Raw genomic sequence first — 26,293 nt, 5'->3', positions numbered from 1 at the left:
CTCAGCGGTGGATCGTCGTGATCGGCTCGAGTACGAGCCCGAAGGCACGGAGGGTGCCCAGCAGTTCGCGGTGCCCGAATGCCTGGCAGCTCGAGGCGAATCCGACCTTTCGTGGCGGACCCTGCAGCAATTCGGCGGCGGCGTGCGCATTGAGCAGGGCCGTCTGCTTGTAGTTGCAGTTGCCGTGGATCACGCAATGCGCGCGTCCCAGCGGACCCGACGCGTAGACGGAGTCGAGCGAGGTGTTGATCCGCGGGTTCTCCCGGGGCGGCATCTCGCTCCGGATGGCCGCCGACTGCTCGTCGATGATCCGGTACTTCTCCTCCTCCGACTTGCCCTCCATCTGCTCGAGCGCGGCGGCGACGAGCAGCGGGACCCCTTGCATGAGTGGACGGTTGAACACGCCGCCGAGTGCCTTCGCGTTCGCCACGCGCGGATCGTTCTTGAACCACACGGGATGTGACGTGCCGCCCCACGGAAGTGCCAGGCCCAGCTCGTGTTGACCGGGCACGCTCACGGTGTAGAGCCCCTCCTCCGCAGGCCATTCGACGTACTCGTTCTGCTCGAGGTAATACGCCTTGGCGAAGGCGGCATTGGTGAGGATGGTGTTGGTCGACGCGACCGTCGGATGACCTTTCCAGAAGACCTGGATGTCGAGGGTGTCCAGACCCGGGTTCTCCAGGCATATGTTGGCGGCGATCTCGCCGATCGAGTACATCTGTGCCAGGCCGGGTGTGAGAAGCAGTCCGCGCGAGGCGAAGTCGGCGCCGTAGCGGGCCTCGGCATCGATCATCCAGTTCTGTTCGCCGTTGGTGTCGGTGTAGTGTGCACCGACCTCGAGGCAGGCCGCGACGACCTCATGCCCCCACCGCGCGAAAGGTCCCACGGTGTTGAGTACGACGTCGGCGCCGCGGAAGGCCTCGGCGAGAGCGGCTGCGGTGTGCTCGACCTCGACGATCTCGTGATCGACGGTGTCGATTCCGGGGACCGCATCGACGGCTCCTTTCACCCGTCCATGGCTGCGGCCGGCGGCGAGGAACGGAATGTTGTACTCGCGCAGATATTCACAGATGAGTCGGCCGGTGTATCCGGAGGCTCCGTAGACGACGACGCGCTTGTCGGTGGACATGACTGATCTCTCCTGGGTCTGGTGGGATGACTGCTTGGTGGGGAGGTGGTGAGGTGGGGAGGTGCGGAGGTGGGGAGGTGGTGAGGTGGGGAGGTGCGGAGGTGGGGAGGTGGGGAGGTGGGGAGCTACATGCCCATGCCGCCGTCGACGGGCAGGCCCACACCGGTGATGAACTTGGCCGCGTCCGAGCACAGGAACACCACGGCGTCGGCCATGTCGTCGACCTGACCGAGGCGTCCGAGCGGGGTCATCTCGGCGACGGCCTGCGCGGCCGCCTCCGGTGACGGGAAGAGTCCGAGCTCGGCACAGTCGACGGCGAGCTTGTTGCCCATGGCGGTGGGCGTGAGGGCAGGGTAGATGGAGTTGACCCGAACCCCGTACCCGAGCTTGCCCGACTCGGCCGCCGCCACCCGGGTGAGTCGGTCGATCCCGGATTTCGTCGCCGAGTAGACGCCGATGCCAGGGAACGCGATGGTGGCGGCGACCGACGCGATGTTCACGATGGCGCCACCGTTGCCGGCCGCGCCGCCCGGTCGCATGGCCCGGAACGCATGTTTGATGCCCAGTGCCGTCCCCAGCACGTTGACGTCGAGCATTGTCGATGCGGATGCCGCATCGAGATCGACGAGGAGGCTGGTCACCTCGATGCCGGCGTTGTTGACCACGATGTCGAGTCCACCGAGAGCTTGGACGGTGCCCGACACGGCCGATTCCCATGCACTGTCGTCGGTCACATCCAGTGCGACGAACTCGGCCTTCGCGCCGGTCGCGCGCAGCGCCTCCACCGTGTCGTGTCCACCGTCGGCGTTCACATCGCCGACGGCGACCGATGCTCCGGCGGCGGCCAACGCCTGTGCCATCCCGGCGCCCAGGCCCTGCGCACCGCCGGTGACCAGGGCTGTTCGTCCGGTCAGGTCGTAACTCGTCATATCCGTACCTCTCGCTGTGACGCCGACAGATCCTGCGATCGACACCGCCCGGGGCGATGTGGCACAGCCGGTTGCGGCTGTGATGCACGCCACACTAAGCCGATGTCTTGACAGTCGTCAAGCAAATCCTTGACACTTGTCAAACCTTCGGTGAATCCCGCTTGGATAGACTCGCTGAACCAGTTGTGATGTGACCGAGCCGACAGGACCCTGACGAGTGACACAGGTCGCGGATGCCAGAGCACGCGTGGAGGAGCGCTCTCGAGACAAGTTCGAGGCGCGCCGCACCGAGCTGGCCCTGGCCACCCTGCACACGCTCGCCGAACTCGGCTATGCGCGCACCAGCCTCCGAGAGATCGCGCAGAACTCCGAATACTCGCACGGCGTCCTGCACTACTACTTCTCCGACAAGCTCGACCTGATCGCACACGCCGTGCGGCAGTACGAGGCGGTCTGCGTCACCCGCTACGACGAGGTCGTGGCGCGGGCGCAGGATGCGGAACAGCTGCGCACCGAGTTTGCTGCGACGTTCTTCGGGACCCTGCGCAGCGATGCCGCCATCCATCGTCTCTGGTACGACCTGCGCAACCAGAGCCTGTTCGACGACTCGTTCCGCGACGATGTACTCGAGATCGAGGCGCGACGCGAACAGATGATCTGGCGGGTCGTCGAGCGGTACTGTGAACTCTCCGGTACCGAGCCGGCCGCATCGTCGGCCACTGCCTACATCACCATCGACGGGATCTTTCAACGCGCGTTGCTGCATCAGATTGCGGGCCGCACCGATGAGATCGACGATGCGCGTGCGCAGTTGGATGCCGCGTTCGAGCTCGTACGGCGCGAGCGATCAGCCGCCGACAACGGCATTTGACGCTGAAGCAGTTTGTGGGACAGTGATTTCGGGTGTGGGAAGGCTGCGTCGTCCGGCCGCCACGCGCAGCAGCCACACGGTGAGGCCGAGTTCTCCGATCACCGAGGGAACCGCGACGAACACGACGAACAGATCGGCGTAGGACGCATAGTCGGGTAGCAGGATGTGCAGTGCGGTGTCGCCCATGTAGGCCGCGCCGGCGACGGTAAGGGCCATGCCGAGCCACCGGGGTGTGCCGTCGGATGCGTGGAGCAAGCGGCCGACGACGATCAGATGCAGGCCGAAAGCCGCGAGACCCACGATCCAGGTGACGTCGAATGACCGCATCTCCAGTTGCACGCTGTCGGCCAGTCCGGGCCGTTCGGTGCCCTCGCCGACGAGCGTGAGGGCGCGAAACGCGAAGACCAGTCCGACGCCGAGGAACAGCGTGTAGGTCAGACGCGACCACGCCGCCAGTAGCGAGAGGTCGCGGTGGACCGGCCGGAACAGCACGAACAGGCCCCAGGCGATCACGACATCGACGAGGAAGACGATGAGGAACGCCAGAATCCCGAGTCGGAGGAGCGTCTCTGATTCGGCGATTCCGTTGAGGGTTGCCTGCGGGTCCCGGAGGTCGAACACCGTGTTCACCACGAAGAAGTTGGCGAAGACGGCGAGCACGAAGATCGCGAGGTAGCCCAGACCGGCCCAGAGGGCGGCCGTGGGGCCGGGCGTATGGGTGGCGGGTGAGGGGGGCATCTGTTGGTTCTCCGATCGTCGGTGGCGTGCCAGGAGCGGGCCATCGTCCTTACGTTGTAAGTTTGGCTTGCATCCAACGTAGCCTTACGTTGTAAGTCGAGTCAAGGGCTTCGGAATGTCGACAGTGAGCAGGTCGCGCACGTCAGTGGGCCCGACCACTCTTCGTATGAACGAATGACAGCCCCGCTCAGGCCAAGCCGACCCCAAGCCCATCACAAGAGCCGATCGACATGCTCGTCGTCAGACCAGCACACCGAAAGGCTCAACCAATGTCATTCCAGGATTCATCACCCCGTCCGGTCATCACCTACATCGGCGATGACGAGTCGACCACCCGTCCGCACCGGCGGCTCGCCCTACGCTGTGGGCTGCTGCTCGTCAGCCTCGGTTTTGCCGCCGCGATGACAGCGTGCAGCGTGTCGATCGGCACCGATACCGATCCGTCGGTCGAGAGCACTTCCGATATCGCCGTGGGTGAATGCCTGCAGATCGGCGACCAGCCCGACGACGAGGGGAAGGTGAGTGCCACCAAGGTCTCTTGCGATGCCGAGGGACTCACCTTCTATGCCGCTTCCACGGTGGCCGCCGAGAGCGACTGCGCCGGCGACAACAGTGCCAGCCTCTCCTTCGACGGAGATTCCGACAAGCTCTGTATGACCCCCAATTTTGTTGGAGGACAGTGTTATCAGATCCCGGTGTCGGGAGGCCGGCTCGTCGACTACCGAGAGGCCGACTGCACAGCGGTCGCCGCCTCGAACAGCGTCATCGCCGAGGCGGTCACGAGATCCGACGAGTCGGTCACCTGTACCCAAGACCAGACCAAATGGGCCTTCTCGAACCCCGAGTCACTCGGCTATTGCCTCCGCGCGGTTGACGTGACCTGACTCCCGATACGGCTGGCACAGCGCAGTGTGGGCGTTGTCGGGATACTGATAGACCTCGAGCAACGCATCGGTCGCGTCGGTGTCATCGACCGCTCACGACGGACCGACAGCGACTGCCCGGAGACGATCCAGCGGCGCAGGAGGAGGATGCAACCGGTGAGGACCGAACATGAGGGCCCACCCGCCCCCGCAGAGACCCGACGCCTCACCCGGCGCGGGCTGCGTCTGGCCCAGTTCACCGTCGGCTACAACCTGGTCGAAGGTGCGGTCGCGATCACCGCAGGTCTGGCGGCGGGACTGGTGTCGGTTGTCGGTTTCGGCATCGACTCCGGTATCGAGTCCATTTCTGCGGTTCTGGTCGGTGTCCGACTCGCGGCCCGGCTGCGCCACGGTCACGCCGACGAGCGCAAGGAAAGGCTCGCGCTGAGGTTGGTCGCCGCGACGTTCTTCCTGCTCGCGGTCTACGTCACCGTCGAAGGAGTTCGTCGCCTCGTCGACGGTGGGGAACCCGAGCGATCACCTGTGGCCATCGGCCTGCTCGTCGCCTCGTTGATCGTCATGCCGGTCCTGGCCGCGGCCAAGAAACGCGTCGGGCGTCGGCTCGACGACAACCTCATCCTCGCCGATGCGGCCGAGACCAAGATCTGTGTCCTGCTGAGTGTTTCAACCCTGGCCGGCGTTGTTCTGTTCGAGCTCACCGGAGCCGCCTGGTTCGATCCGGTCGCCGGATTCGTCATCGCCGCATTCGCGATCCACGAGGGCCGCGAGGCGTGGGAGGGCGAGTTGGTATGTGACGACGACTGAGTCGCCGGTGGCCAGGTCGGGTCCGGGGTTTCGACACGGTCGCGGCTCCGATGGAGGCTGCATCGAAACCCCTGGGGCGCAGGGGAATCTCGATTTGATTCCCTCACCGAGGGGCCCGGGTTACTCGACCCGGGGTTGTGGTGACCACATGGGAGCTCGTTGAACTACGGATGTCGACATCGCCGATCGCGGTAGAGATACATCTTGCGGACGCGTGGCGTTGCCGCGGGTCGGTATCCGCGCCCGTCGGCCGCCGCCTCGGTGCCTGCGATGTCGAGTGGGAAGTCGATGACGTCGATGACCAGCGTATCCGGTGAGCTGAAGACATGGTCGTCCCCGGTCTCGACCGACTCGGGGAGATTGTCGGACGACGCCGGGCGCTCGGGCCGGGCGAAACGCTCGGGCTCAGCGCGCTCCGGATCAGAACTGTATTCGACTGGGCCGGCGAATGTTTCGGTCAGTATCGCCGGCTCGGCGCTGGATTCGATCGGGCCGCCGGTCGGTTCGGTCACCAACTCCGGCTCGCCGATCGGAGCTGCCCCCGGCTCGACGACCTGCCCGCGGCATTCCGGTTCGACGACCTGCTCGCAGCCTTCCGGCTCGACGATCGGAGCCGTTTCCGGCTCATCGAACGGCTTGCGGCATTGCGCGCGCTGCTGCGGGGCCTGGGCAGTCTGCTTGTGCGGCTCTGACTGCTCGGCCTGCGTGGTGGGACACGTGTCGAAGCCACATGTGCACGCCAGCTTCGCCCCGGGCACACCATGGATTTCCGCAAGGGCCAGCGCACGTTGCACGCCGATACGCCGCGGGTCACGCCGGCACACCCGCTCGCAGATCATCGCGGCGATACGCTGCTGCACGAACACCCCGTGCTCGGCACTGATACACGCCGACATCTGCATGTGCCCGAACGCTTCCTTGGCGAACGTCACGTTCTGAAACGTCTGCGCGACATCCTCACGAGCCTCGGCACAACCATCGGGATCCAACGAGATCACCGATTCACCGAGTTGATCACGCAACACCGGATCGGTCGTCGCACGGTAACCCAACTCCAGCGCGATGTCCTCGAAATCGATCGGCGACTTACCCGGAGTATCAGCGGAATCACCAGAGTCACCAGAGTCGCCGGAGTCGCCGGCAGAATCATCGTCGGCGGCGTCATCGTCGGTAGCACAGTCGTCGGCGGAGTGGTCGTCGGCGGAGTCTGCGGAATCGGGCGCGCCCGCGCCGTCTGCGGAGTCGGCGGCACCCTCGCCATCTGCGGTGTCGGCGTCCTCGTCACCGGCGGCACCCTCGGGTCCCGGCCCCAGGGCGGCATCGATGATCGCGTCGATACGTTCGCGCAGATCACCTTTGGGGGCCACCTGCGCCGCCCGCACCATCTCCGACATCCGATGGGTACTGAAATCACCGGCCAGGTAGGCCAGCTGGAACTTGGGCAGATCCTGCAGCAACTCACCCAGCTTGAACCAATCACCGGCCTTCGAGCGCGAGAGTCTCAGCTGCAACGAGATCTCCCCGGTCGCCATCTTGTGCGCCTTCACCAACGACGAATTCGACGTGTACGGCCCGTCACGGTTCACCAACTGGTTGTAGACCGACATCCCGATCTCATAGGCACCCAACACCGCACGCGCCTCGGCCTGACGACTCAGCTGCAACACATCGCGCACCGCATCCGTACGCGCCATCTCCGCCTCGACACCCTCACACGGCGCCGACAAAGCCGCGGCGTCGCCGGCATGATCGGAGAACGAGAACACCACGCGCCTTCCTGTACGGACGAACTCACCAGGTCGAATGTGGAACTGCCACCCAGGCTAACGGGCGGCACCGACAAGAAACGTCATCGACAGAAGGACACAGCGGTGCCTCCACTCGCTCATCAGAAAGACGACGAACGTGGCGCGACGCGGCGCAACACAACTGCCGGTTGAGCAGGCCGGAGCCACCTGACGACTCGAACGGCTCAACCAGCAGTGGGGATTTCGGCCGGCGCAGGCCGGCCGGGCCGCAGGGCCTAGTGGTTTCTGAGCCGGCGCACGAGCACGAACAGAATCGCGCCGATCGCAATCGCGCCCACGAGCGGTCCGACCCGTTTGAGGACCGAACCGCCGGCGTATTGCATCAGATCGAGAGCCTCGGGTTCGGACGCGGGCTGTGTTGTCGTACCGGTCTGCGGTGGGGTCACGCCGGTCTGTGGCGCCGCATCGGTCTGGGGTGGGGTCTCCGCGGCCGGCTCCGGTGCGCCGAGCTTGCGCGACATGCACGAGGCGAACTGCTCGATGATCTTGCCGCCCACGTCTGAGAGCATTCCCCGGCCGAACTGCGCCGGCTTGCCGGTGATCGCCAGATCGGTGACGACCGTGCCGGTTGTCCGATCGCCCTCGTCCTTCAGCGACATCGTCACCGTGGCCTTTGCCGTGCCCTGGCCGCGGGACTCCTTCGCGCTGCCCTCGAGCACGGCGCGGTGCGCGCTCTCGTCTTTCTCGATGAACGTGCCGACGCCCTTGTAAACGAGGGCGACCGGGCCGATCTTCACCTTGATCTGCCCATTGAAGCTGTCCCCGTCGACGCCCGACAGCGAGGCGCCCGGCATGCAGTCGACGACCCGCTCCGGATCGATCAGCGCTTTCCAGACGTCCGCGATGGGCGCGTCGACCGAGAGAGTGTGTTCCATCTGCATGGTCAGACCCCCGCTGCGGTGACGACGGCGCGGCGGGTGAGCACCTTCGCCAGGTGGGTGCGGTATTCGGCGTCGGCGTTCGGGTCACTCATGGGTTCGGTGCCCTCGGCCGCGTGTTCGGCAGCCGCGCGGATCACGTCGACGTCCGCGGACTGTCCGACCAGAGCTTGCTCCACGCCGCGTGCCCGCACCGGTACCGCTCCCATATTGGTCAACGCGACCGCGGCCTTGCGGATCACCCCGCCGTCGACGTCGACCGTTGCGGCGACCGCGACCATCGACCAGCTCTGCGACACCCGGTGGAACTTCTCGTAGTGAGCGGTCCAGCCGGTGTGCTTGGGGATGCGGATGTCGACCAGGATCTCGTCGGGTTCGAGGGCGGTGGTGAAGATGTCGGTGAAGAACTCCTCGGCGTCGAGGCTGCGCTGCCCGTTGGGCCCGGCGACGGTCAGTGTCGCGTCCAGCGCGACAGCCACCGCACCGAGATCGCCGGCCGGGTCGGCGTGGGCAAGTGAGCCGCCGAAGGTGCCGCGGTGGCGGATCTGCGGGTCGGCCACCGTCGCGGTGGCCTCGGCGAGCAGCGCCGCGTGCTCGCCGACGAGGGCATCGGTCATCACGTCATGATGCGTGGTCATCGCACCGACGACGATCGCGTCGCCGTCGTCGCGCACACCGCGCAGCTCGTCGATACGGCCCAGGTCGATGACTGTGCTCGGCGAGTTCAGCCGCAGCCGCAGCACCGGCATCAGGCTCTGCCCGCCGGCGATGACCTTGGCGTCTTCACCGGCATCGGCGAGAGCCGACACCGCCTCGGCCAGGCTGGTCGGGGCGACGTAGTCGAATTCGGACGGAATCACTGGGCACCTCCCTGTGTGGACGAGGACTGGGCTGCCTGGATGGCTTTCCACACCCGCATCGGACTGCACGGCATCTCGACGTCCCGCACGCCGAGGTGACGTACCGCGTCGAGGACCGAGTTGACCACCGCCGGAGTGGAGGCGATGGTGCCCGCCTCGCCGACTCCCTTGACACCGAGCACATTTCCGGTGGCCGGGGTCTCGGTGCGGTCGGTGGTGAAGTGCGGCAGATCAGGTGTGCCCGGCACGAGGTACTCGGCGAACGAACCGGAGAGCAGGGTGCCGGCCTCGTCGTAGATCGCATCCTCGTAGAGGGCCTGTGCGATGCCCTGGGCGAGACCGCCGTGTACCTGTCCCTCCACGATCAGCGGGTTGACCACGTTGCCGATGTCGTCCACGCACACGTACTTGCGTATCTTCACGAAGCCCGTCTCGGTGTCGACTTCGACGGCGCACAGATGTGTGCCGTGGGGGAACGAGAAGTTCTCCGGGTCGTAGGTCGCCTCGGAATCGAGGTTCGGCTCCACTCCTTCGGGCATGTCGTGTGCGGCGAACACCGCGAGCGCCACGTCGGTGATGCCCATGGCCTTCTCGGTGCCCTTCACCGTGAACTTGCCCTCGGTGAACTCGAGATCGTCCTCGGACGCCTCCATCAGGTGTGCGGCGATCGGACGCGCCTTGTCGACCACCTTGTCGGCCGCCGCGATGACCGCCATGCCGCCGACCGCCAGCGACCGTGAGCCATAGGTGTCCAGCCCGCGCGGCGATGTCTGGGTGTCGCCGTGCAACACCTCGACGTCCTCGAAGGGGACACCGAGCCGGTCGGCCACGATCTGGCTCCAGGCGGTCTCGTGGCCCTGGCCGTGTGCCGAGCTGCCGGTCACGACCTCGACCTTGCCCGTCGGCAGCATCCGGATCGCCGCGTGTTCCCAGCCGCCGGCGCCGCCACCCAACTGGCCCATGATCCGTGACGGCGCGAGTCCGCACATCTCGGTGAAGGTGGAGACGCCGATGCCGAGCTGTACCGTGTCGCCACGTTCGCGTCGTTCCGCCTGTTCGCGGCGCAACCCGTCGTAGTCGAACAGTTCCTTGGCCTTCTCGGTGGCCGCCTCGTAGTTTCCGGAGTCATAGGTCAACCCGGCCACCGTGTCGAAGGGGAACTCCTCGTGCTTGATCCAGTTCTTCTCACGGAGTTCGAGCGGGTCCATGTCGAGTTCGGTGGCCAGCTCGTCCATCATCCGCTCGATCGCGAACGTTGCCTCGGGGCGTCCGGCGCCGCGGTAGGCATCGGTGGGCACCTTGTTGGTGAAGACGTTGGTGCAGGAGAAGTGATAGGCGGGGAACTTGTAGATGCTGTTGTACATGAATGCGCCGAGGATGGGCACCGCGGCGGTGAACACGCGCAGAGTTGCGCCCATATCGGCGAGCAACTCGACCTTCATGCCGGTGACCGTGCCGTCGCGGCGGGCCGACAGCGTCAGCTTCTGGATCTGGTCGCGGCCGTGGTGGGCCGCCTGCATCGACTCACTGCGGGACTCGGTGTACTTCACCGGCTTGCCGAGGCGTCGCGCGATCAGCAGCGCGAGGACCTCCTCCGGGCACACCTGCAGCTTGCCGCCGAATCCGCCGCCGACGTCGGGCGCGATGACCCGGAGTTTGTGTTCGGGGATGCCGAGCGTCATGGCCAGCATCAGACGCAGGATGTGCGGAACCTGGGTGGCCGACCACATGGTGATCTGGGCCGCGGTCGGGTCGACGACCACCGAACGCGGTTCCATGAATGCCGGGATCAGACGTTGCTGCCGAAGGGTGCGCTCGACGACGACCTCGGCGTCTCGGATCGCGTCCTCGACGTTCTCGCCGGTGCCCGCCTCGGCGGAGTCGAACACCCACACCGCCTGCACGTTGGTCCCCAGGTCGGGATGCACGAGGTCGGCGCCGTCCTGTGCCGCGGCGGCCATGTCGAGGACGACGGGCAGGTCCTCGTAGTCGATGTCGATGCTCTCCAGAGCGTCGTGGGCGGCATACGTGTCGCGCGCCACGACGATCGCGACCGCCTCGCCCGCGAATCGGACGGTGTCGACCGCGATCGACGGGGCCGGCGGGACCTTCATGTCAGGGGTGATCTGCATCGCGTTGGGCAGTGTGGCCTGCTCCTCGGCGAGGTCGGCGCCGGTGTAGACGGCGACGACGCCGGGCATCGCCTTGGCGGCCTCGACGTCGATGCTCGCGATTCGTGCGTGCGCCATGGGACTGCGCAGGATCGCGATGTGGAGCATTCCGGGCAACACGAGGTTGTCGGTCCAGCGGGTGCGACCGGTGATGAGGTGGTCGTCCTCCTTGCGGACCCGGGCTTTGCCGATCTCGTGTTCGGCGGCGGCACTTGGTTCGACGGTCGCGGTCATCGAGCACCTCCCGTGCCCTGCATGCGGTCGGCTGCGTCGAGTGCCGCCCGCACGATGTTCTGGTAGCCGGTGCAGCGACAGAGGTTTCCTTCGAGTCCTTCGCGCACATCATGCTCGTCGGGATTCGGATTGTCGCCGAGCATGTCGATGGTGGACATGATCATGCCTGGTGTGCAGTACCCGCACTGCAGTCCATGATTGTCGCGGAAGGCCTCCTGGACAGGATGGAGAGTGCCGTCTCTGGCCAGGCCCTCGACGGTGGTGATGTCGGCGCCGTCGGCCTGTACGGCGAGTACCGAGCACGACTTGACGCTGTGGCCGTTCATCAGCACGGTGCACGCGCCACAATTGCTCGTGTCGCAGCCGATCACGGTGCCGACCTTGCCGAGCTGGTTTCGTAGGTGGTGTACGAGCAACTTTCGCGGCTCCACCTCGTCGGTGTAGGTCGTGCCGTCGACGGTGACTGTGATGCGCATGGGGCCTCCAATGATTGCCGGCAATCGTGGGCTGGTGCCAGGCGAAACCTTCCAACGTCACTCTGCGCCACCGCTTGGGACCAGATAGCCGAAATCGCGGAATCCGTATCCAGTGCGGCGGATTCGCCGGTGTTCTGTACGGCGTCAGGCGTCGTGGACGTCCGCGAGCAGCTCCTGCATGGTTGCCAACGAATGTCCGGCGAGCAGGCGATCGATGTGGGGCAGGGCAGCGGCGATCCCGCCCTGCACCGGCTGGTAGCCCGCGGCACCCGCGTGCGGGTTGACCCAGAACACGGCCCGGGCGAGACGGCGCAACTGAGCCATCTGTTGTGCCAGCAGCGTCGGATCGCCGCGCTCCCAGCCGTCGGAGAAGATGACCACCACCGCTCCGCGAGCCAATCCACGCCGGCCCCATCGGTCCAGAAACGCCTGCATCGTCTCGCCGAGCCGGGTGCCACCGGCCCAGTCCGGCACCGCACGACCGGCCGCGGCGAGGGCCAGCTCGGGATCTCGGGCGCGCAGTGCCCGCGACAGCCGGGTCAGCCTGGTGCCGACCGAGAACACCTCGGTCCCGGCCGGATTGGCCCGGGTCATCACATGTGCGAAGCGCAGCAGGGCATCTGCGTACGGACTCATCGAGCCGGAGACGTCGATCAGCAGCACCACCCGCCGCGCCCGGGTCGCGCGCCGATGTCGGCTGGGGCGCACCGGCTCCCCGCCGGCGGCGAGCATCTCGCGAACGGTACGACGCGGGTCCACCTGTCCACGCCGAGCCGGGGTGCGCCGCAGCGCGGCTCGGCGTGGTGGTCGCGGACGCAGCTCGGCGATGAGCTCGGCCAGGTGCGCGCGCTCGGCCGCCGACAGCGACGCGATGTCCCGGTGCCGCAGCACCTCGGTGTCGTCGGCGGCCACCGCGAGATGGGGCCCCGAGCCGGCGGTGGATTGCTCACCCGACGTGCGCAGCGCAGCAATCCGGCTCTGTCGCGGTTGGGTGGGCCGCCGGGTCGGACGCGGCATCCGGTCGCCGAACCACGCGTCGAAGGCCAGATCGAAGCGTGGGTGATCATCCGGATCGCGGCAGAGGGTCGCCCGGCCGGCCCAGTACACCTGTTCGGCGTCGGCGATGTCGATCTCGCGTAACGCGCGGACGAACGCCTCCGCGGAGTCGGTGGCCACCGGTAGCCCGGCGTGTGTCAGGCTCCGCGCGAACCCCGCGATGCCGACGAGCTCGCCGCTCATGCGAACAGCTGTTCCAGCCCGACGCGCGTGACGCGATCGAGGTCCTCGCGATACTTCAGCACGGCACCGAGGGTCGCCGCGGCGATCTCGGCGTCGAGCTCGTCGCGGTCGAGTTCACGCAGTGCGCGGGCCCAGTCGAGCGTCTCGGCGACTCCCGGCGGCTTGAGCAACTCCAGCCCGCGCAACGCATGAACCGCCTGCGCCACCTGTGCGGCCAGCTCGTCGCCGATGCCGGGCACCCGGCGCTGCAGGATCGCTATCTCGCGGGCCAGCCCGGGGTGTTCGAGCCAGTGGTAGAGGCAGCGGCGCTTGAGCGCGTCGTGCACCTCGCGGGTGCGGTTGGAGGTGAGTATCGCCAGCGGCGGAGTTGCTGCCTGCACGTGCCCGAGCTCGGGGATCGTGACCGCGTTCTCGTCGAGCAACTGCAACAGGAACGCTTCGAACTCGTCATCGGCGCGATCGATCTCGTCGATGAGGAGAACGCACGGTGCTTCGGTGAGCGCGCGCAGCAGGGGCCGGGCGAGCAGGAAGCGCTCGGTGTAGAGAGAGGACTCGGCGGCGTCGGCATCGAGTGCGCCCGTGCTCGCCGCTTCCAGCGTGCGCAGGTGAAGGAGCTGGCGCGGGAAGTCCCAGTCGTAGAGGGCCTGCGAGGCGTCGATGCCCTCATGGCATTGCAGTCGGATCAACGGGAGTTCGAGCGCCTGCGCCAGCCCGACCGCGAGCGAGGTCTTGCCGGTGCCGGGCTCACCCTCGCAGAACAACGGTCGGCCCATCCGGAGCGCGAGGAACGCGGCCATCGCGAGGCCGTCCTCGGCGAGATAGCCGGTCGATTCGAGCGCCGCAGCCAGTTCGCGGGGTGATCCCGGGAGCGATCGTGCATCGGTCACGTCGCGAGCCTATGCCCAGTCGTGACCGTGCACGGTGGAGACCGTGCACAAAGCCAACATGCGTCACATGCGGAGATGGTGGGGCGATGACGTAATCGGGGAAAATCCGCAGCCGGCATGTGCCGACCCTCGATCTTTGGCACGATGAACGCAGATCATGCCAGCCACCCACAGCCCCGGGAGAGACATGAGCAACCCCAACACCCCAACCGGCATCGGACGACGCAAGGTCCTCGGCGGCGCGGCGATTGCCGTGGCCGGCGCGGCCGCGCTCGCCGCCTGCGGGTCCGACGACAGCAGCAGCGCATCCTCGAGCACGACGGCCGGTGCCGACTCGTCAAGCGGTGGCGGACTTCTCCCGGACGCGGCGTCGATCGCCGTCGGTGGGGGCGTCGTCATGGACGCGTTGAAAACGGTTGTGACCCATCCCGCCGACGGGGAGTACAAGGCCTTCTCCGCGATCTGCACCCACAAGGGTTGCACCGTCAGCGACGTCACCGACAACGAGATCATCTGTCCCTGCCACGGCAGCAGGTTCTCGGCTAAAGATGGCAGCGTCGTCCACGGTCCGGCGACCGAGCCACTGGCATCGCGACCGGTGAGCATCGCGGACGGGAAGATCACGCTCGGCTGAGGGCACGCGGGTGCCTGACCCGACGGCTGTTCTGGACGTGGAGCCCTGGCCTCACAAGGACACGAAGAACTCCCAATTACACGCAAAGCATCGCGTGTAATTGGGAGTTCTTCGTGTACTTGCGGCGATCCACCAGTGCCCCCAGTCGGACTCGAACCGACACTTGGCGGATTTTAAGTCCGCTGCCTCTGCCAATTGGGCTATGGGGGCGCGCCGACCATCGTGCCACGTCGCGGTTGGGTCCTCTGCGTGGACTATCCGCTCGGCGAACGACGCGTGCCGGGCTGCTGGCGAGGCATCGAGTTCGGCGGTACCGGGTACGGGCGTCCGTACCCGAGCGTGCCCGCGGCGATGTTCGGTCCACATTGCCGCAGCGCGTTCTGTGCGTCGGGAACAGGATCACCGAAACGGGGGCGCGCCGCGTTCGGGCGATGCGCGAAATCGAAGGTCGAGGTCATGTCGCCGACGACGGACCGCCGCCACGGGGTCAGGTTCGGCACGTCGACACCGAATCGCTTCTCGATCAACCGCAGTTGCGAGGTGTGGTCGAAGGTCTCCGAGGCGACCAGTCCGCCGCGGCTGTACGGCGAGATCACAAAACACGGGACGCGGTAGCCGAGTCCGATCGGACCGCGGATTCCGCCCGACGACGGCACCTTGTTGATGTCGGGAACGCTGACGAACTCGCCCTTGGTGCCCGGGGGCGGGGTTGGCGGGGTGACGTGATCGAAGAAGCCGCCGTTCTCGTCGTAGCTGATGATCAGGGCGGTCTTCTCCCAGACCTTCGGATTCGACGTCAGGATGTTGAGTAGTTCGACGATGCCGACGGCGCCGAGGGCGGCGGGCAGCGCGGGATGCTCGCAGTTGATCGCCGACGGGATCACCCAGGACACCTTGGGCAGGCGGTCGGTGGCGACATCGGCCGCGAACCCGGTGGGGTAGGTGGGTGCGATCCCGCGGCGGGCGAGTTCCGAGTCGGGGTTCTGGGCCTGCTTGAAACAGCCCATCATCCCGTCGAGAGCCACGCTCGACACCGGCCCGAGGTCCTTGTTGTTGTAGATCTTCCAGCTCACCCCAGCGTCACGAAGGTTCTCCGGCATGGTCCGCCAGGTGTTTCCAGCAGGGGACCGCCGTGGGTACCGGCCGGGTCGATGCTGGCACTCATCCAGTAGAGGCGGTTGGGATCGGTCGGTCCGAGGACCGAGCAGTGGTAGTTGTCGCACAAGGTGAACGCCTCGGCCAGTGCCCGGTGGACAGGAATGTCCTCACGCTCGTAGTACCCCATCAGCGCCGGCGCGTTCGCCGGACCGACCGACTTGATCGACATCGGCAACCAGGCGTCGTTTCGGCCGCCGTTCCACGCCTGATGCAACCCCGCCCAGGAATGGTCGGGATCGTTGATGCACTCGCCGTCGAGATTGGCGTCGTTGCGCGTGTCCAAGCGAAACGGGAGCGTGTAGCCGGTGGACGGCCCGGCGCCCGGAGCCCAGCCGTGCTGTTTCCACACCTTGGACTTCTCGCCGAAACCGCGTACCCCGGAATAGGTTCCGAAGTAGTGGTCGAACGAGCGGTTCTCCTGCATGAACAGCACGATGTGCTCGATGTCCTTCAGGGAACCGGTGCCCGCGGGGTCGGCCGATGCGTAGGCTTTGTCGATGATCGGCGCGGCCCACGAGGTGAGCAGTCCACCACCGCCGACGGCGGCCACCCGGGCCAGGAACTCGCGCCGCGACAAACCGGCGAACGGAACGTTGGACATCAGACTCCTCGGACGTGTCAGGCCGGGTCAGCATACTCGGTGAAGCCGTATTGCTCATGTGGTCCGATCGCCGCGAATTCGAACAACCCGTCGCCGGTTTGGTCTGTCTCGCCGTCGGATACGACAAATCGGGCGACATGGTCGGTCACGCACAGCATCTTCATGATCGGGTCCAGGTCGGTGATCTTCAGGTGCAGATCGGAAACCTTGAGTTCGCCTTGCCACATTCCGTGTCGCCAGTCGGGTTCGAGGCCGTAACCGGTTCCGATGCCGAGGTAGTTCGCGATCTCGGGTTGACAGGTCACGGTGGTGACGGCTCCGGTGGGCCGGACGAAACGCAGAGTGGCCGCCGCTGCCTCGCGGGTGCCCGGGATGAACGAGATCTCGTGCGAGACATGCCCGAGCCATTCGGGTTCGCGATCCGGATCGTCGAAGACCTTGCGTGCGTCGTCCATGACGCGTTCGCCGGTCTCGGTCTCCTGCACGACCACGACGATGGCATGGTCGGCGAACCTCATCACCGAGTAGATCCAGAAGAACGTGCCCGACACCTGCGCATCGGCTCTGCGGCCGGCAGGTTCCGGCTCACCCACCGGACGCACACCCCACGACCGGTCCCGATTACCGCGCCATGCGGGAGCGGCGACCTCGAACTGTCGGCCGTCGACCGTCATCGACCCCGACCAGCCGCCGGTCTGGACGAATCGCTGGGTGTCGAAGGTGACCCGTTCGATCTGGCGCAGGAAGTGCCGTGGCTCCAGAACTGCTGGACCGTCGGCCTCGAAGGTGAGGTCGAACGAGAGGTCGCCATGTCCCGGCGCGAGTGAAACCCTCAGCCGCTGTAGGCCTTCCAGGATGTCGATGCGGAAGGGGCCGACGGTGAGGTCGGCACGGTCGGCACCCAGGGCGCGGGACGCCCGGACCACGATGTGCTCGTCGTGAAGCCGGGCGACCGCGAAGACGTCGGTCACACCGAGGTTGGGGTAGACGCCGAGTCCCACGATCAGCCACGGCGAATCCGCATCCGGTCCATGGCAGTTGAAGTAGTACCGATCATAGAAGTTGCGGTCGGAGGTCTGCACATGTCGGATGACCTCGGCGACCTGATGGATGGGGTAGTCGTCCATGGGTGAGAGCATTCAGCGGACCTTCTCCCAGTAGGTGTCGGCCAGCATCGCCTCGAGGGTGGGGCGATGCAGGATCATGTCGTCGGTGTCAGCGGGTTCCTCGGCTTGGCCGAAATGAATTGCGCGGGATTGGATGCGGAACATCACCACGGCATGGATGAGTGCCGCGTAGGTGAGGTAGAACCCGAGGTCGCGCGGTTCGTGACCGCTGGTGCGCTGGTAGATCTGTGCCACCTCGTCGCGGCGCAGGAAGTCGGGCAGCCCGGGCATGCCTGCCATCTCCGCGAGATCCTGGAAGAAGCGATGCAGGAAGATCAACCACGCGACGTCGAGTTCTCGTGGCCCGTAGGCGGCCATCTCCCAGTCGAGTACCGCTGCGGGCACGAAGTCGCGGTAGATGACATTGCCGATCCGCGCATCACCCCACGTCAGCACCGGCTCGGACTCGGCAGGGAGGTTGGTCTCGACCCAATCGAATCCGCGGTCGATCAGCGGTGAACCGCGACGGCCCTGCGACGCCCACGCGTAGAACTCGCGCAGACGCCTCACGTGCGCCCGCAACGGTGTCTCGCCCGGACCCGGCTGATCGAGCAACTCCTTCGGAACGGGAGCGGAATGGATCATCGCCAGCGTCTCGATCGTCTTCTCCGTCAACGTCGCCCGCTGACCGCCGGACGCCTCGGTCAGCCAGGAGCCGAAGGTGTACGGCATCACGTCCGGCGGTACCACGCCGTCGATACGGCCCATGATGAAGAACGGTGCGCCGAGTGGCTCCGGATCGGGCTCGGACCAGTAGAGCGGCGGCAACGCCGTGTAGGTGGTGGACGCGACGTGCCCGATGATCCGGAACTGGCGGTCCAGGTCGTAGGCGGGGAAGACCGGATCGCTCTCGGGCAGCGGGGCCACCCGGGCGACGAGCTGGTGGGCCGAGTCGTCCCACTCGGCGTCGAGCACGATCGTCTCACTCGACATGCCGTTGGCCGAGGGGATCTCGAGACGGGTCACGGTGGTGGGGGCACCGGTGACCCCGGGCAGCCACCGCGCAAGGCGGGACCTCAGCCAATCGGGATCGCGTCGTGACGACGTGGGACGTGCGACCTCGTTGGGGTCGGTTGAATCGGTTTCCGGCATCAGGACATCCCGTGGGCGAGTAGGGGTCGGGCGGAGAGAATTAGAACACGTTCCAGGCGTCGGGCGGGCGGAGTCGACGAGATCCGGTCGACCGATTCGATGACTGTGGCTCCGTGGTCCGAGATGGGACAATTGACCAGCGTCGGCGGCGCCGATGCTCAACGCTCGCAATCAAACCGTCGGGAGCACCCATGTTGGCGAGGTCGACCGAGCTGATCATCCGGGCGCCGCGTGTCGTCCTCGGCGTTGCAGTCCTCCTGCTCGTGCTCGCCGGGCTGTACGGAGCCGGCGCCGCGTCGCATCTCCTCGCCGGTGGCTACAGCGATCCGAACGCTTCATCGACGCGAGCCCAGAACATCCTGTCCGACACGTTCGACCGCGGTGGCATGCAGGTGGTCGTGAAACTCGACGGTCCGGCAGGGATGGACATGGCAACCGATCCGACCGCACGCGAGGTCGGCCTGGGCATCGTCGGCGAGCTCGAGGGAATCGACCATGTCCAGCGTCCGATCCTGTCGGTCTGGCAGAACCCGAACATGGCATCGGCGTTGGTGAGCGAGGACGCGACGTCGGCCCTGATCGTCATCGCGATCGATGGTGGGGAGGAGAACGCCCCGGCATACGCGAAGGAGATCGCCGAGGCCTTCACCGGTGAGCGAGAAGGGATCTCCGTCCGGGTAGGCGGCCTTGCCCTGGTGTTCAACCAGGTCAACGAACAGACCACCAAGGACCTCGCCGTCGCGGAGGGTATCGCGATCCCGATCAGCTTCGTGGTGCTGATCGTCGTGTTCGGTGGGTTGGTGGCCGCCGCGCTGCCGGTGGTCATCGGCCTCGTGGCCATCGTCGGCACGTTCGCCTTGCTGCGCCTCATCTCCGAGTTCGCCGACGTCTCGATCTTCGCCCTCAACCTCACCACGGCCCTGGGCCTGGCGCTGGCCATCGACTACACGCTGCTGATCGTGACCCGCTATCGCGAGGAGGTCTCCGGTGGCGCCGAGCGGCCCGCCGCGATTCTGACGACCATGGCCACGGCAGGGCGCACGGTGGCGTTCTCGGCGTTGACCGTGGCGTTGTCGTTGACCGCGCTCATCGTGTTCCCGATGTACTTCCTGCGCTCGTTCGCCTACGCCGGGATCGGTGTCGTGGTGGTGGCATCGCTCGCCGCGTTGATCCTCACCCCGGCGCTGCTCATGGTTCTCGGACCGCGGGTCGACGCGCTCGACGTCCGACGACTGGCGCGGCGGTTGCTGCGACGGCCGCCACCGCCCCAGCGGCCGATCGAGGAGTCGCGATGGTATCGATTGGTCCGGTTCGTGATGGCCCACGCGGCGCCCGTCGCGCTGGTCGTAACGATATTCCTGTTGGTCCTCGGCGCGCCGTTCCTCGGACTCCGGTTCGGGTTCCCCGACGATCGCGTCCTTCCCGAGTCGGCCTCGTCACACGCGATCCAACAGGAGATTCGGGAGGACTTCGCCGACGACATGGCGTCGACGGTGACCATCGTGGTCACAGGTGTCGCCGACGAGCAGAGTCTTGCGGCATACACGTCGGCACTGTCGGAAGTCGACCGCGTCGACGCGGCGGCGTCGTCGGCGGGAGCGTTCGTCGATGGTCGGGCCGTCGCCCCCGGCGACCCGGCCGACACCCGCGGTGACACCTCCATCATCACGGTGTCGACCGCGGTGGAACCGATGCGGGACGAAGGGCTGGCCCAGCTCGACGACCTGCGTGCCGTGGAACCCCCACACGGTGCCGAGGTGCTGTTCACCGGGCTCGCGGCCACCAACAAGGACACCGTCGACGCCATCTACGCTCACCTGCCCTGGGTACTGGCCATCATCGCGGCCGCGACATTCGTCCTGCTGTTCCTGTTCACCGGCAGTGTCGTGCTGCCGCTGAAGGCGCTCGTCCTCAACGTGCTCTCGCTGTCGGCGACGTTCGGCGCGATGGTCTGGTTCTTCCAGGACGGTCACCTCGGTGCGCTGGGCACCACCCCGACCGGCTACCTCGTCGCGACCATCCCGGTGCTGATGTTCTGTATCGCGTTCGGACTGTCGATGGACTACGAGGTGTTCCTGCTCGGTCGTATCCGGGAGGAGTGGCTGGCCTCTGACCGGAGCAAATCCAGCAGCGATCATGCGGTCGCGGTCGGGTTGGCGCGCACGGGACGGGTGGTCACCGCCGCGGCGCTGCTGATGAGCATCGTCTTCGCCGGTATCGTCGCGTCCGAGGTCTCCTTCATGCGGATGTTCGGCGTAGGTTTGACCCTTGCGGTACTGATGGACGCCACGTTGATCCGCATGCTGCTGGTGCCGGCGTTCATGCGGTTGGCGGGCCGCCTCAATTGGTGGGCGCCGGGGCCGCTGCGGCGACTGCACGACCGCATCGGCCTGTCCGAGGGGCCCGCCGTGACCGCAGGCGATCGGCAAGGCCTCGCGGGGCCGGACGAGAAGGATCCGGTCGCGCCGCGCATCGGGTGAGCTGTGGACCGCAACCGGCCGCTGCCGCACGACACGAAAGTCAAGAGAAGGTAAAGTCGGAACTCGACGGCATCTGTACCCGTTGTCACTGCAGACCAACAAGCACGAAGGAGCACACAGGTGCGAGAGAGCAGCAATCCGGTTATGCGCGGCGTGGTCCGCGATAACCAGACCGGCTACGCCGGCTTCGGCGCCGGGACGGCCGCCGCCGGCCAGGGTGCCATGTGGAACCAGCAGGGACGGCCGACCGATCCGTACACGCGTCAGGCGCCCGCGGTCAGCCGCCAACTCACCATCGACGACGTCGTGACCAAGACCGCCATCACGCTCGGTGTGCTGACGATCTCCGCGATCGCCACCTACTTCGCGGTGAACTCGAACGTCGCGCTGGCCTCGCCGCTGATGCTCGTCGGCGCGCTCGGCGGCCTCGCGCTCGTGTTGGTCGCGTCCTTCGGGCGCAAGCAGGACAACCCGGCGATCGTGCTCGCTTACGCGGCCTTCGAAGGTCTGTTCGTCGGGTCCATCTCGTTCGTGTTCGCGAACATGGTGGTCGCCGACGACACCTCCGCCGGAGCGCTCATCGGTCAGGCGGTTCTGGGCACGTTCGGTGTGTTCTTCGGCATGCTGCTCGTGTACAAGGTCGGCGCGATCCGCGTAACCCCGCGCTTCACCCGGATGCTGTTCGCCGGCATGATCGGCGTCATCGTGCTGATGCTGGGCAACCTGGTCATCGGATTCTTCAATGGCGGGGAAGGCTTTGGACTGCGCAACGGCGGTCCGCTGGCGATCATCTTCTCGCTGGTGTGCATCGCGCTGGCCGCGTTCAGCTTCCTGCTCGACTTCGACGCCGCCGACCGTCTGATCCGTGCCGGCGCCCCCGAGCGGGCCGCGTGGGGTGTGGCACTGGGCCTCACCGTCACCCTGGTGTGGCTCTACGTCGAGATCCTGCGCCTGCTGAGCTACTTCAACTCCGACTAGGAGCTCCGACACCGACGAGACCCCGCGCTGCCACGGTGCGGGGTTTCGTCGTGTCCGGGCCGGTGCCGCCGAAAATTGAGTCGACGTCCTCGCGGCGATGTCGGTAGCGTTGCCTGCCATGTGCTGAGCAGCGTCACGACGGCCGATGAGATTCGTCGTCGAACCGAGTCACATCATCAGACGCCATCGCCGACAGGCTGATGTTCCTCCCTGGAAGGACATTCCGTGACCGCTGCCCCCTTGCCGCCTCCGCCCTCCGAGGCGCGCCTCTCCCGCGAGAACCTGCTCGTCATCGCCGTGCTGCTCGTGGCGTCGTTCGTGGTCATCCTCAACGAGACCGTGATGACCATCGCGATCCCGGTGCTGCAGCGTGACCTCGACGTCCCGCCCAGCGTGGGTCAGTGGCTGACCACCGCCTTCATGCTGACCATGGCCGTCGTGATCCCGCTGACGGGATTCCTGATCCAACGTTTCGGCACCCGCACCCTGTTCGTCGCGGCGATGTCGGCATTCACCGCCGGAACCGTGATCGCCTTCGCCGCGCCCGGTTTCGAAGTCCTGCTGCTCGCCCGGGTGGTCCAGGCGACCGGAACCGCGATCATGTTGCCGCTGCTGATGACCACGGTCATGACCGTGGTCCCCGAGCAGCGTCGCGGCGTCATGATGGGCAACATCTCGGTGGTCATCGCCGTGGCCCCGGCACTGGGCCCGACGGTGTCCGGCTTCATCCTCGATCACTTCGGATGGCGATGGATCTTCGGCTTCGTCGCCCCCATCGCGGCGGCGGCGCTGATCCTCGGCGCGGTGTTCGTGCGACCGGTCGGCGAACGGACGAAGAGCCCGATCGACTATTGGTCGATCCCGTTGGCCGTCCTGGGATTCGGCGGTCTGGTCTACGGACTCGCCGGAATCGGTGAGTCCGCCGAGTCTGATTCCGCGGTGCCCGTCTGGATTCCGTTCACCATCGGTGTGCTGGCGCTGGGCGCGTTCATCGGCCGTCAGTTCGTGCTCCAACGCAGTGACCGCGCACTGCTGGATCTCCGGGTGTTCCGCTCCGGACAGTTCTCCTTGGCCATGGCGGCGATGGTGGTGGCCATGGCGACCATGCTCGGCACGTTCATCGTGGTGCCCTACTTCGCGCAGACCGTCCTCGGGCTCGACCCGTTGACGACCGGCCTGCTGACGCTGCCGGGCGGTCTGATCATGGGTCTCGCCGGCCCGATCGTGGGCCGCATCTACGACCTGCGCGGACCGCGGGTGCTGGCGATCCCGGGAGCGCTCACCGTCAGCGCAGGGGTGTGGATGCTGGTGGGGGTGAGCCCGTCGACGACGGTGTGGTTGTTGCTCGGCGCCAATGCGCTGTTGTGTCTGGGCTTGGCCGCGACGTTCACGCCGCTGATGACGCTCGCCCTGGGATCTGTGGAGCCGCGACTGTATTCGCACGGTTCGGCGGTGCTGGGAACCTTCCAGCAGGTTGCCGGCGCCGCGGGTACCGCGTTGTTCATCACCGTGATGACCGTGGTGTCGACGGCAGATCAGGGCGCGGGCGTGGCGGAGACCGAGGCGATCAGCCACGGCGTGCAGCGCGTCTTCACCGTCGCGGGCCTGCTCAGCCTCGTGCTGATCGTGATCGTGTTGTTCGTCCGCAAACCGACGGTCGCCCAGCCCGCCGATGCGCCGGTCGAACAGAGGGCCGAAGTGCCGGACACCCAGCTGCCCGACCCCGTGTGAGACCTGACCCCGTGTGAGACCTGACCCCGTCTGAGACGATTTCGCTCACCCATTTCGTTCCCGCGCACCCGGACGGATGAGCAGGAACGAACTGGGTGAGCGGCGTCGGCCGCCGGGAAGCCGGGTCAGCTGAGGCGCTCGAGCACCATCGCCATGCCCTGCCCGCCACCGACACACATCGACTCGATGCCGAAGGTCTTGTCGTGGGTCTGCAGGTTGTTGAGCAACGTGGTGGTGATACGCGCACCGGTCATGCCGAACGGGTGGCCGAGCGCGATCGCGCCACCCGAGACGTTCAGCTTGTCGTGGTCGATGCCGAGCTCGTTCGCCGAACCGAGCACCTGCACGGCGAAGGCCTCGTTGATCTCGACGAGGTCGATGTCCGAGATCGTCTTGCCCGCGATCCGCAGCACCTTGCGAATCGCCTCGATCGGTCCGAGGCCCATGATCTCGGGGGACAGCCCGGTGGCCGCCGTCGCGACGACGCGGGCCAGCGGGGTGAGGCCGAGTTCCTTGGCCTTGGTGTCACTCATGATCACCAGCGCGGCCGCACCGTCGTTGAGCGGGCAGGCGTTGCCGGCGGTGATGGTGCCGTCGGGCCGGAACACAGGCTTGAGCTGGGACACCTTCTCGTAGGTGGTGCCCGCGCGGGGACCATCGTCGGTGGTCACCGACGTACCGTCGGGCAGTGTTACCGGATCGATCTCGCGCTCGAAGAAGCCGGCCTTGATGGCCTCCTCGGCACGGTTCTGGCTCAGCACACCCCAACGATCCTGATCCTCACGGGAGATGCCGGTGAAGCTCGCGACGTTCTCCGCCGTCTGCCCCATGGCGATATAGACGTCGGGGATCAAGCCGTCCTGACGCGGGTCGTGCCACGCTCCGGCGCCGCCCTCGGCGGTCTTGTCGGTGCGGGCCATGGCGTCGTCGAACACGGGATTCTTGGAGTTCGGTGCGCCGTCGGCGCCACCGGAGACGCCGAAGCTGGAGACGCTCTCCACGCCGCCCGAGATGATCACATCCGCCTCGCCGGCCTTGATGGCGTGCATCGCCATCCGCGTGGTCTGCAGCGACGACGAGCAGTAGCGGTTGACCGAGACTCCCGGCACGTGGTCGAGGCCGAGTTCGACGGCGATCACGCGAGCGATGTTGTAGCCGCCCTGGCCACCGGGCTGACCGATGCCCCAGTGGATGTCCTCGATGTCGGCGACGTCGAGTTGCGGAACCTTGGCGAGGGCTGCCGCCACCATCTGACGGGAGAGTTCGTCGGGGCGGACGTCTTTGAGGGATCCCTTTCCGGCACGGCCGATCGGGGAGCGGGCATGGGCGACGATCACTGCTTCAGGCATGGGGTCAGATTACCCCCTAGCACCTGCTTGGTTCGGTCCGCGTCCGACTGCGCTTTCGTCAGTGGTCGGGACTTCGTCCGCCTGGCCTCTACGGACGGTCGGGACTTCGTCCGACTGGCCTTTACGGACGGTCGGGACTTCGTCCGCCTGGCCTCTACGGACGGTCGGGACTTCGTCCGCCTGGCCTCTACGGACGGTCGGGACTTCGTCCGACCAGGCGTCGCACCCGGCTGATGACGCGATTCTGTTCGACGGACTCGGAGACCTCGGGTGGCTGCGGCAGCGGTACCGGGCCCCATTCGCCGATGGCCTCGAGGACCTCGGGGATCAGAATGTCGGCGGCCAGCGCGTATCCGGCGGCCGACGGATGATATTGATCCGGCGAGAACATGTGCTCGGGCTTGGCGAGGAATTCCTTCGCGAGCAGATCCGCCATCGGCACGGGCCTGCCGCCTGCGGCGCGCACCGCGCTGCGTTGCGCGGCCGCCAACCGAAGGCCCCAGCGGCGCAGTACCGAACGCAGCGGCTGGGGGATCGCCGTGATGACACCGAAATCGGGGCAGGTCCCGACGACCACCTCGGCGCCGTTGTCGATCAGCAACGTGACGGCCTCGCCGAGCCGCCGCGCCGACGACAGGATGCCGTTGGTCGCGGTCACGTCGTTCGCGCCGATCAGGATCACCGCCACGTCCGGGCGCTCGCGGGTGATGAGCATCGCGTCGACCTGTGCGGCCAGCCCCTTGGAGGTGGCGCCGACGATGGCCTTGTTGGCGTAGCGGATGACCTTCCCGGTCTCCGCGGCCACCCGACGTGCGACCAGGACGCCGGGCGTCTGATCCGCGGTGTCCACGCCGAGGCCGGCCGCCGTCGAATCCCCGAACACGACCAGGTACAGATCGAACTCGGTGTCTCGGGTGTACCGGTGCGGCCCGGTGCCGTCCGGTAGGTAGAGGCCGTCGCCGTTGGGGGCGTCGTCGGTGCGATGCGGGATCACCGTGCGCGCCTCGGCGGCCTGACCGTTGAGGTAGTTGTAGGCCGCCCACGAGGCGCCTGCGCTCGCCGCGGTCGCCGCCACGGTGGCGCCGACGTCACGCAGCAGTCGGTTGCTGTCCATGACGACCTGGCCACTGGATCTCGGACACGGCGCCCAGCTTAGTCGCGGGCCGGACGAAGTCCCCGCCACAGATGGCCGGAGT

At 66.8% G+C, this 26,293-nt stretch carries 21 protein-coding genes, 1 tRNA gene and 1 pseudogene; 7 read left to right on the top strand and 16 right to left on the bottom strand.

The genetic code is table 11. From position 1 onward, the window contains the following. Position 1 precedes the first annotated feature (1 nt). Positions 2 to 1,129, bottom strand: a complete 1,128-nt coding sequence (locus tag AC4AMJ_RS15695; protein WP_489913179.1) for a DUF5938 domain-containing protein — start codon at positions 1,127 to 1,129, stop codon at positions 2 to 4. Between the two features lie 125 nt (positions 1,130 to 1,254). After that, entirely contained in the window at positions 1,255 to 2,058 is an 804-nt protein-coding gene (locus tag AC4AMJ_RS15690) for an SDR family NAD(P)-dependent oxidoreductase (protein ID WP_489900215.1), read from the bottom strand. A gap of 217 nt (positions 2,059 to 2,275) precedes the next feature. Between AC4AMJ_RS15690 and AC4AMJ_RS15685 the strand changes: the two genes are divergently transcribed. Continuing rightward, positions 2,276 to 2,929 carry a TetR/AcrR family transcriptional regulator gene (locus tag AC4AMJ_RS15685; RefSeq protein ID WP_489900216.1) on the top strand — a complete coding sequence of 218 codons (654 nt, stop codon included), beginning with the start codon at positions 2,276 to 2,278 and terminating at the stop codon, positions 2,927 to 2,929. Here the strand turns inward: AC4AMJ_RS15685 and AC4AMJ_RS15680 are convergent. Then, positions 2,906 to 3,667 (bottom strand): DUF4386 domain-containing protein, encoded by a 762-nt coding sequence (locus AC4AMJ_RS15680; protein WP_489913177.1) that lies wholly within the window; start codon positions 3,665 to 3,667, stop codon positions 2,906 to 2,908. The two genes, AC4AMJ_RS15685 and AC4AMJ_RS15680, sit on opposite strands and share 24 nt — an antisense overlap. Positions 3,668 to 3,936: 269 nt before the next feature. On the opposite strand from AC4AMJ_RS15680, the gene AC4AMJ_RS15675 reads away from it, so the two are divergent. After that, positions 3,937 to 4,551 carry a pyridine nucleotide-disulfide oxidoreductase gene (locus tag AC4AMJ_RS15675; protein ID WP_489913175.1) on the top strand — a complete coding sequence of 205 codons (615 nt, stop codon included), beginning with the start codon at positions 3,937 to 3,939 and terminating at the stop codon, positions 4,549 to 4,551. A gap of 156 nt (positions 4,552 to 4,707) precedes the next feature. Then, complete coding sequence (locus AC4AMJ_RS15670; protein ID WP_489900219.1) at positions 4,708 to 5,355, top strand: cation diffusion facilitator family transporter; 648 nt, start codon at positions 4,708 to 4,710, stop codon at positions 5,353 to 5,355. A 164-nt stretch (positions 5,356 to 5,519) separates the two neighbouring features. Here AC4AMJ_RS15670 and AC4AMJ_RS15665 read toward each other — a convergent pair whose 3' ends face one another. From AC4AMJ_RS15665 to AC4AMJ_RS15635, 7 genes are all read right to left on the bottom strand, one after another. Next, positions 5,520 to 7,124, bottom strand: coding sequence for a hypothetical protein (locus AC4AMJ_RS15665; RefSeq protein ID WP_489913173.1), 1,605 nt, complete (start codon positions 7,122 to 7,124; stop codon positions 5,520 to 5,522). A gap of 254 nt (positions 7,125 to 7,378) precedes the next feature. Beyond that, positions 7,379 to 8,044, bottom strand: a complete 666-nt coding sequence (locus AC4AMJ_RS15660) for an SRPBCC family protein (RefSeq protein WP_489913171.1) — start codon at positions 8,042 to 8,044, stop codon at positions 7,379 to 7,381. 2 nt (positions 8,045 to 8,046) lie between these two features. Beyond that, positions 8,047 to 8,901, bottom strand: coding sequence for an FAD binding domain-containing protein (locus tag AC4AMJ_RS15655; RefSeq protein WP_489913169.1), 855 nt, complete (start codon positions 8,899 to 8,901; stop codon positions 8,047 to 8,049). Further along, positions 8,898 to 11,306 carry a xanthine dehydrogenase family protein molybdopterin-binding subunit gene (locus tag AC4AMJ_RS15650; RefSeq protein ID WP_489913167.1) on the bottom strand — a complete coding sequence of 803 codons (2,409 nt, stop codon included), beginning with the start codon at positions 11,304 to 11,306 and terminating at the stop codon, positions 8,898 to 8,900. Before AC4AMJ_RS15650 ends, AC4AMJ_RS15655 begins: the two co-directional genes overlap by 4 nt. Then, positions 11,303 to 11,782, bottom strand: a complete 480-nt coding sequence (locus AC4AMJ_RS15645) for a (2Fe-2S)-binding protein (protein WP_489913165.1) — start codon at positions 11,780 to 11,782, stop codon at positions 11,303 to 11,305. Before AC4AMJ_RS15645 ends, AC4AMJ_RS15650 begins: the two co-directional genes overlap by 4 nt. A 144-nt stretch (positions 11,783 to 11,926) precedes the next feature. Next, positions 11,927 to 13,021 carry a vWA domain-containing protein gene (locus AC4AMJ_RS15640; protein ID WP_489913163.1) on the bottom strand — a complete coding sequence of 365 codons (1,095 nt, stop codon included), beginning with the start codon at positions 13,019 to 13,021 and terminating at the stop codon, positions 11,927 to 11,929. Continuing rightward, positions 13,018 to 13,908, bottom strand: a complete 891-nt coding sequence (locus AC4AMJ_RS15635; RefSeq protein ID WP_489900226.1) for an AAA family ATPase — start codon at positions 13,906 to 13,908, stop codon at positions 13,018 to 13,020. Before AC4AMJ_RS15635 ends, AC4AMJ_RS15640 begins: the two co-directional genes overlap by 4 nt. 187 nt (positions 13,909 to 14,095) lie before the next feature. Between AC4AMJ_RS15635 and AC4AMJ_RS15630 the strand changes: the two genes are divergently transcribed. Beyond that, positions 14,096 to 14,542 (top strand): Rieske (2Fe-2S) protein, encoded by a 447-nt coding sequence (locus AC4AMJ_RS15630; RefSeq protein WP_489900227.1) that lies wholly within the window; start codon positions 14,096 to 14,098, stop codon positions 14,540 to 14,542. 136 nt (positions 14,543 to 14,678) lie between these two features. On the opposite strand, the gene AC4AMJ_RS15625 is transcribed toward AC4AMJ_RS15630, so the two are convergent. The 4 genes and pseudogenes from AC4AMJ_RS15625 to AC4AMJ_RS15610 all read right to left on the bottom strand — a co-directional run bounded on the left by AC4AMJ_RS15625 (position 14,679) and on the right by AC4AMJ_RS15610 (position 18,559). Continuing rightward, positions 14,679 to 14,752 (bottom strand) — tRNA-Leu (locus AC4AMJ_RS15625). 44 nt (positions 14,753 to 14,796) lie between these two features. After that, positions 14,797 to 16,301: pseudogene (locus AC4AMJ_RS15620) on the bottom strand (alkaline phosphatase family protein). Between the two features lie 17 nt (positions 16,302 to 16,318). Next, positions 16,319 to 17,440, bottom strand: coding sequence for an Rv3169 family protein (locus tag AC4AMJ_RS15615; protein ID WP_489900230.1), 1,122 nt, complete (start codon positions 17,438 to 17,440; stop codon positions 16,319 to 16,321). Further along, positions 17,441 to 18,559, bottom strand: a complete 1,119-nt coding sequence (locus tag AC4AMJ_RS15610) for a phosphotransferase family protein (RefSeq protein WP_489913161.1) — start codon at positions 18,557 to 18,559, stop codon at positions 17,441 to 17,443. Between the two features lie 191 nt (positions 18,560 to 18,750). Between AC4AMJ_RS15610 and AC4AMJ_RS15605 the strand changes: the two genes are divergently transcribed. The 3 genes from AC4AMJ_RS15605 (at position 18,751) to AC4AMJ_RS15595 (ending at position 23,748) form a co-directional block, all read left to right on the top strand. After that, the gene (locus AC4AMJ_RS15605) at positions 18,751 to 21,039 is read left to right on the top strand and encodes an MMPL family transporter (RefSeq protein ID WP_489913159.1); all 2,289 of its coding nucleotides are present in this window, start codon (positions 18,751 to 18,753) and stop codon (positions 21,037 to 21,039) included. 120 nt (positions 21,040 to 21,159) lie between these two features. Then, on the top strand, positions 21,160 to 22,017 hold the full coding sequence (locus AC4AMJ_RS15600) for a Bax inhibitor-1/YccA family protein (protein ID WP_489900234.1): 858 nt from the start codon (positions 21,160 to 21,162) through the stop codon (positions 22,015 to 22,017). Positions 22,018 to 22,242: 225 nt separating this feature from the next. Then, on the top strand, positions 22,243 to 23,748 hold the full coding sequence (locus AC4AMJ_RS15595; RefSeq protein WP_489913157.1) for an MDR family MFS transporter: 1,506 nt from the start codon (positions 22,243 to 22,245) through the stop codon (positions 23,746 to 23,748). 125 nt (positions 23,749 to 23,873) lie between these two features. Here the strand turns inward: AC4AMJ_RS15595 and AC4AMJ_RS15590 are convergent, their stop codons facing one another. Further along, complete coding sequence (locus AC4AMJ_RS15590) at positions 23,874 to 25,097, bottom strand: acetyl-CoA C-acetyltransferase (RefSeq protein ID WP_489900236.1); 1,224 nt, start codon at positions 25,095 to 25,097, stop codon at positions 23,874 to 23,876. Between the two features lie 187 nt (positions 25,098 to 25,284). Next, on the bottom strand, positions 25,285 to 26,211 hold the full coding sequence (locus AC4AMJ_RS15585) for an SGNH/GDSL hydrolase family protein (protein ID WP_489913155.1): 927 nt from the start codon (positions 26,209 to 26,211) through the stop codon (positions 25,285 to 25,287). Positions 26,212 to 26,293: the final 82 nt, after the last annotated feature.

Source organism: Gordonia sp. LMA484 (assembly GCF_058129505.1).
This window is presented reverse-complemented; position numbering and strand designations above follow the sequence as displayed.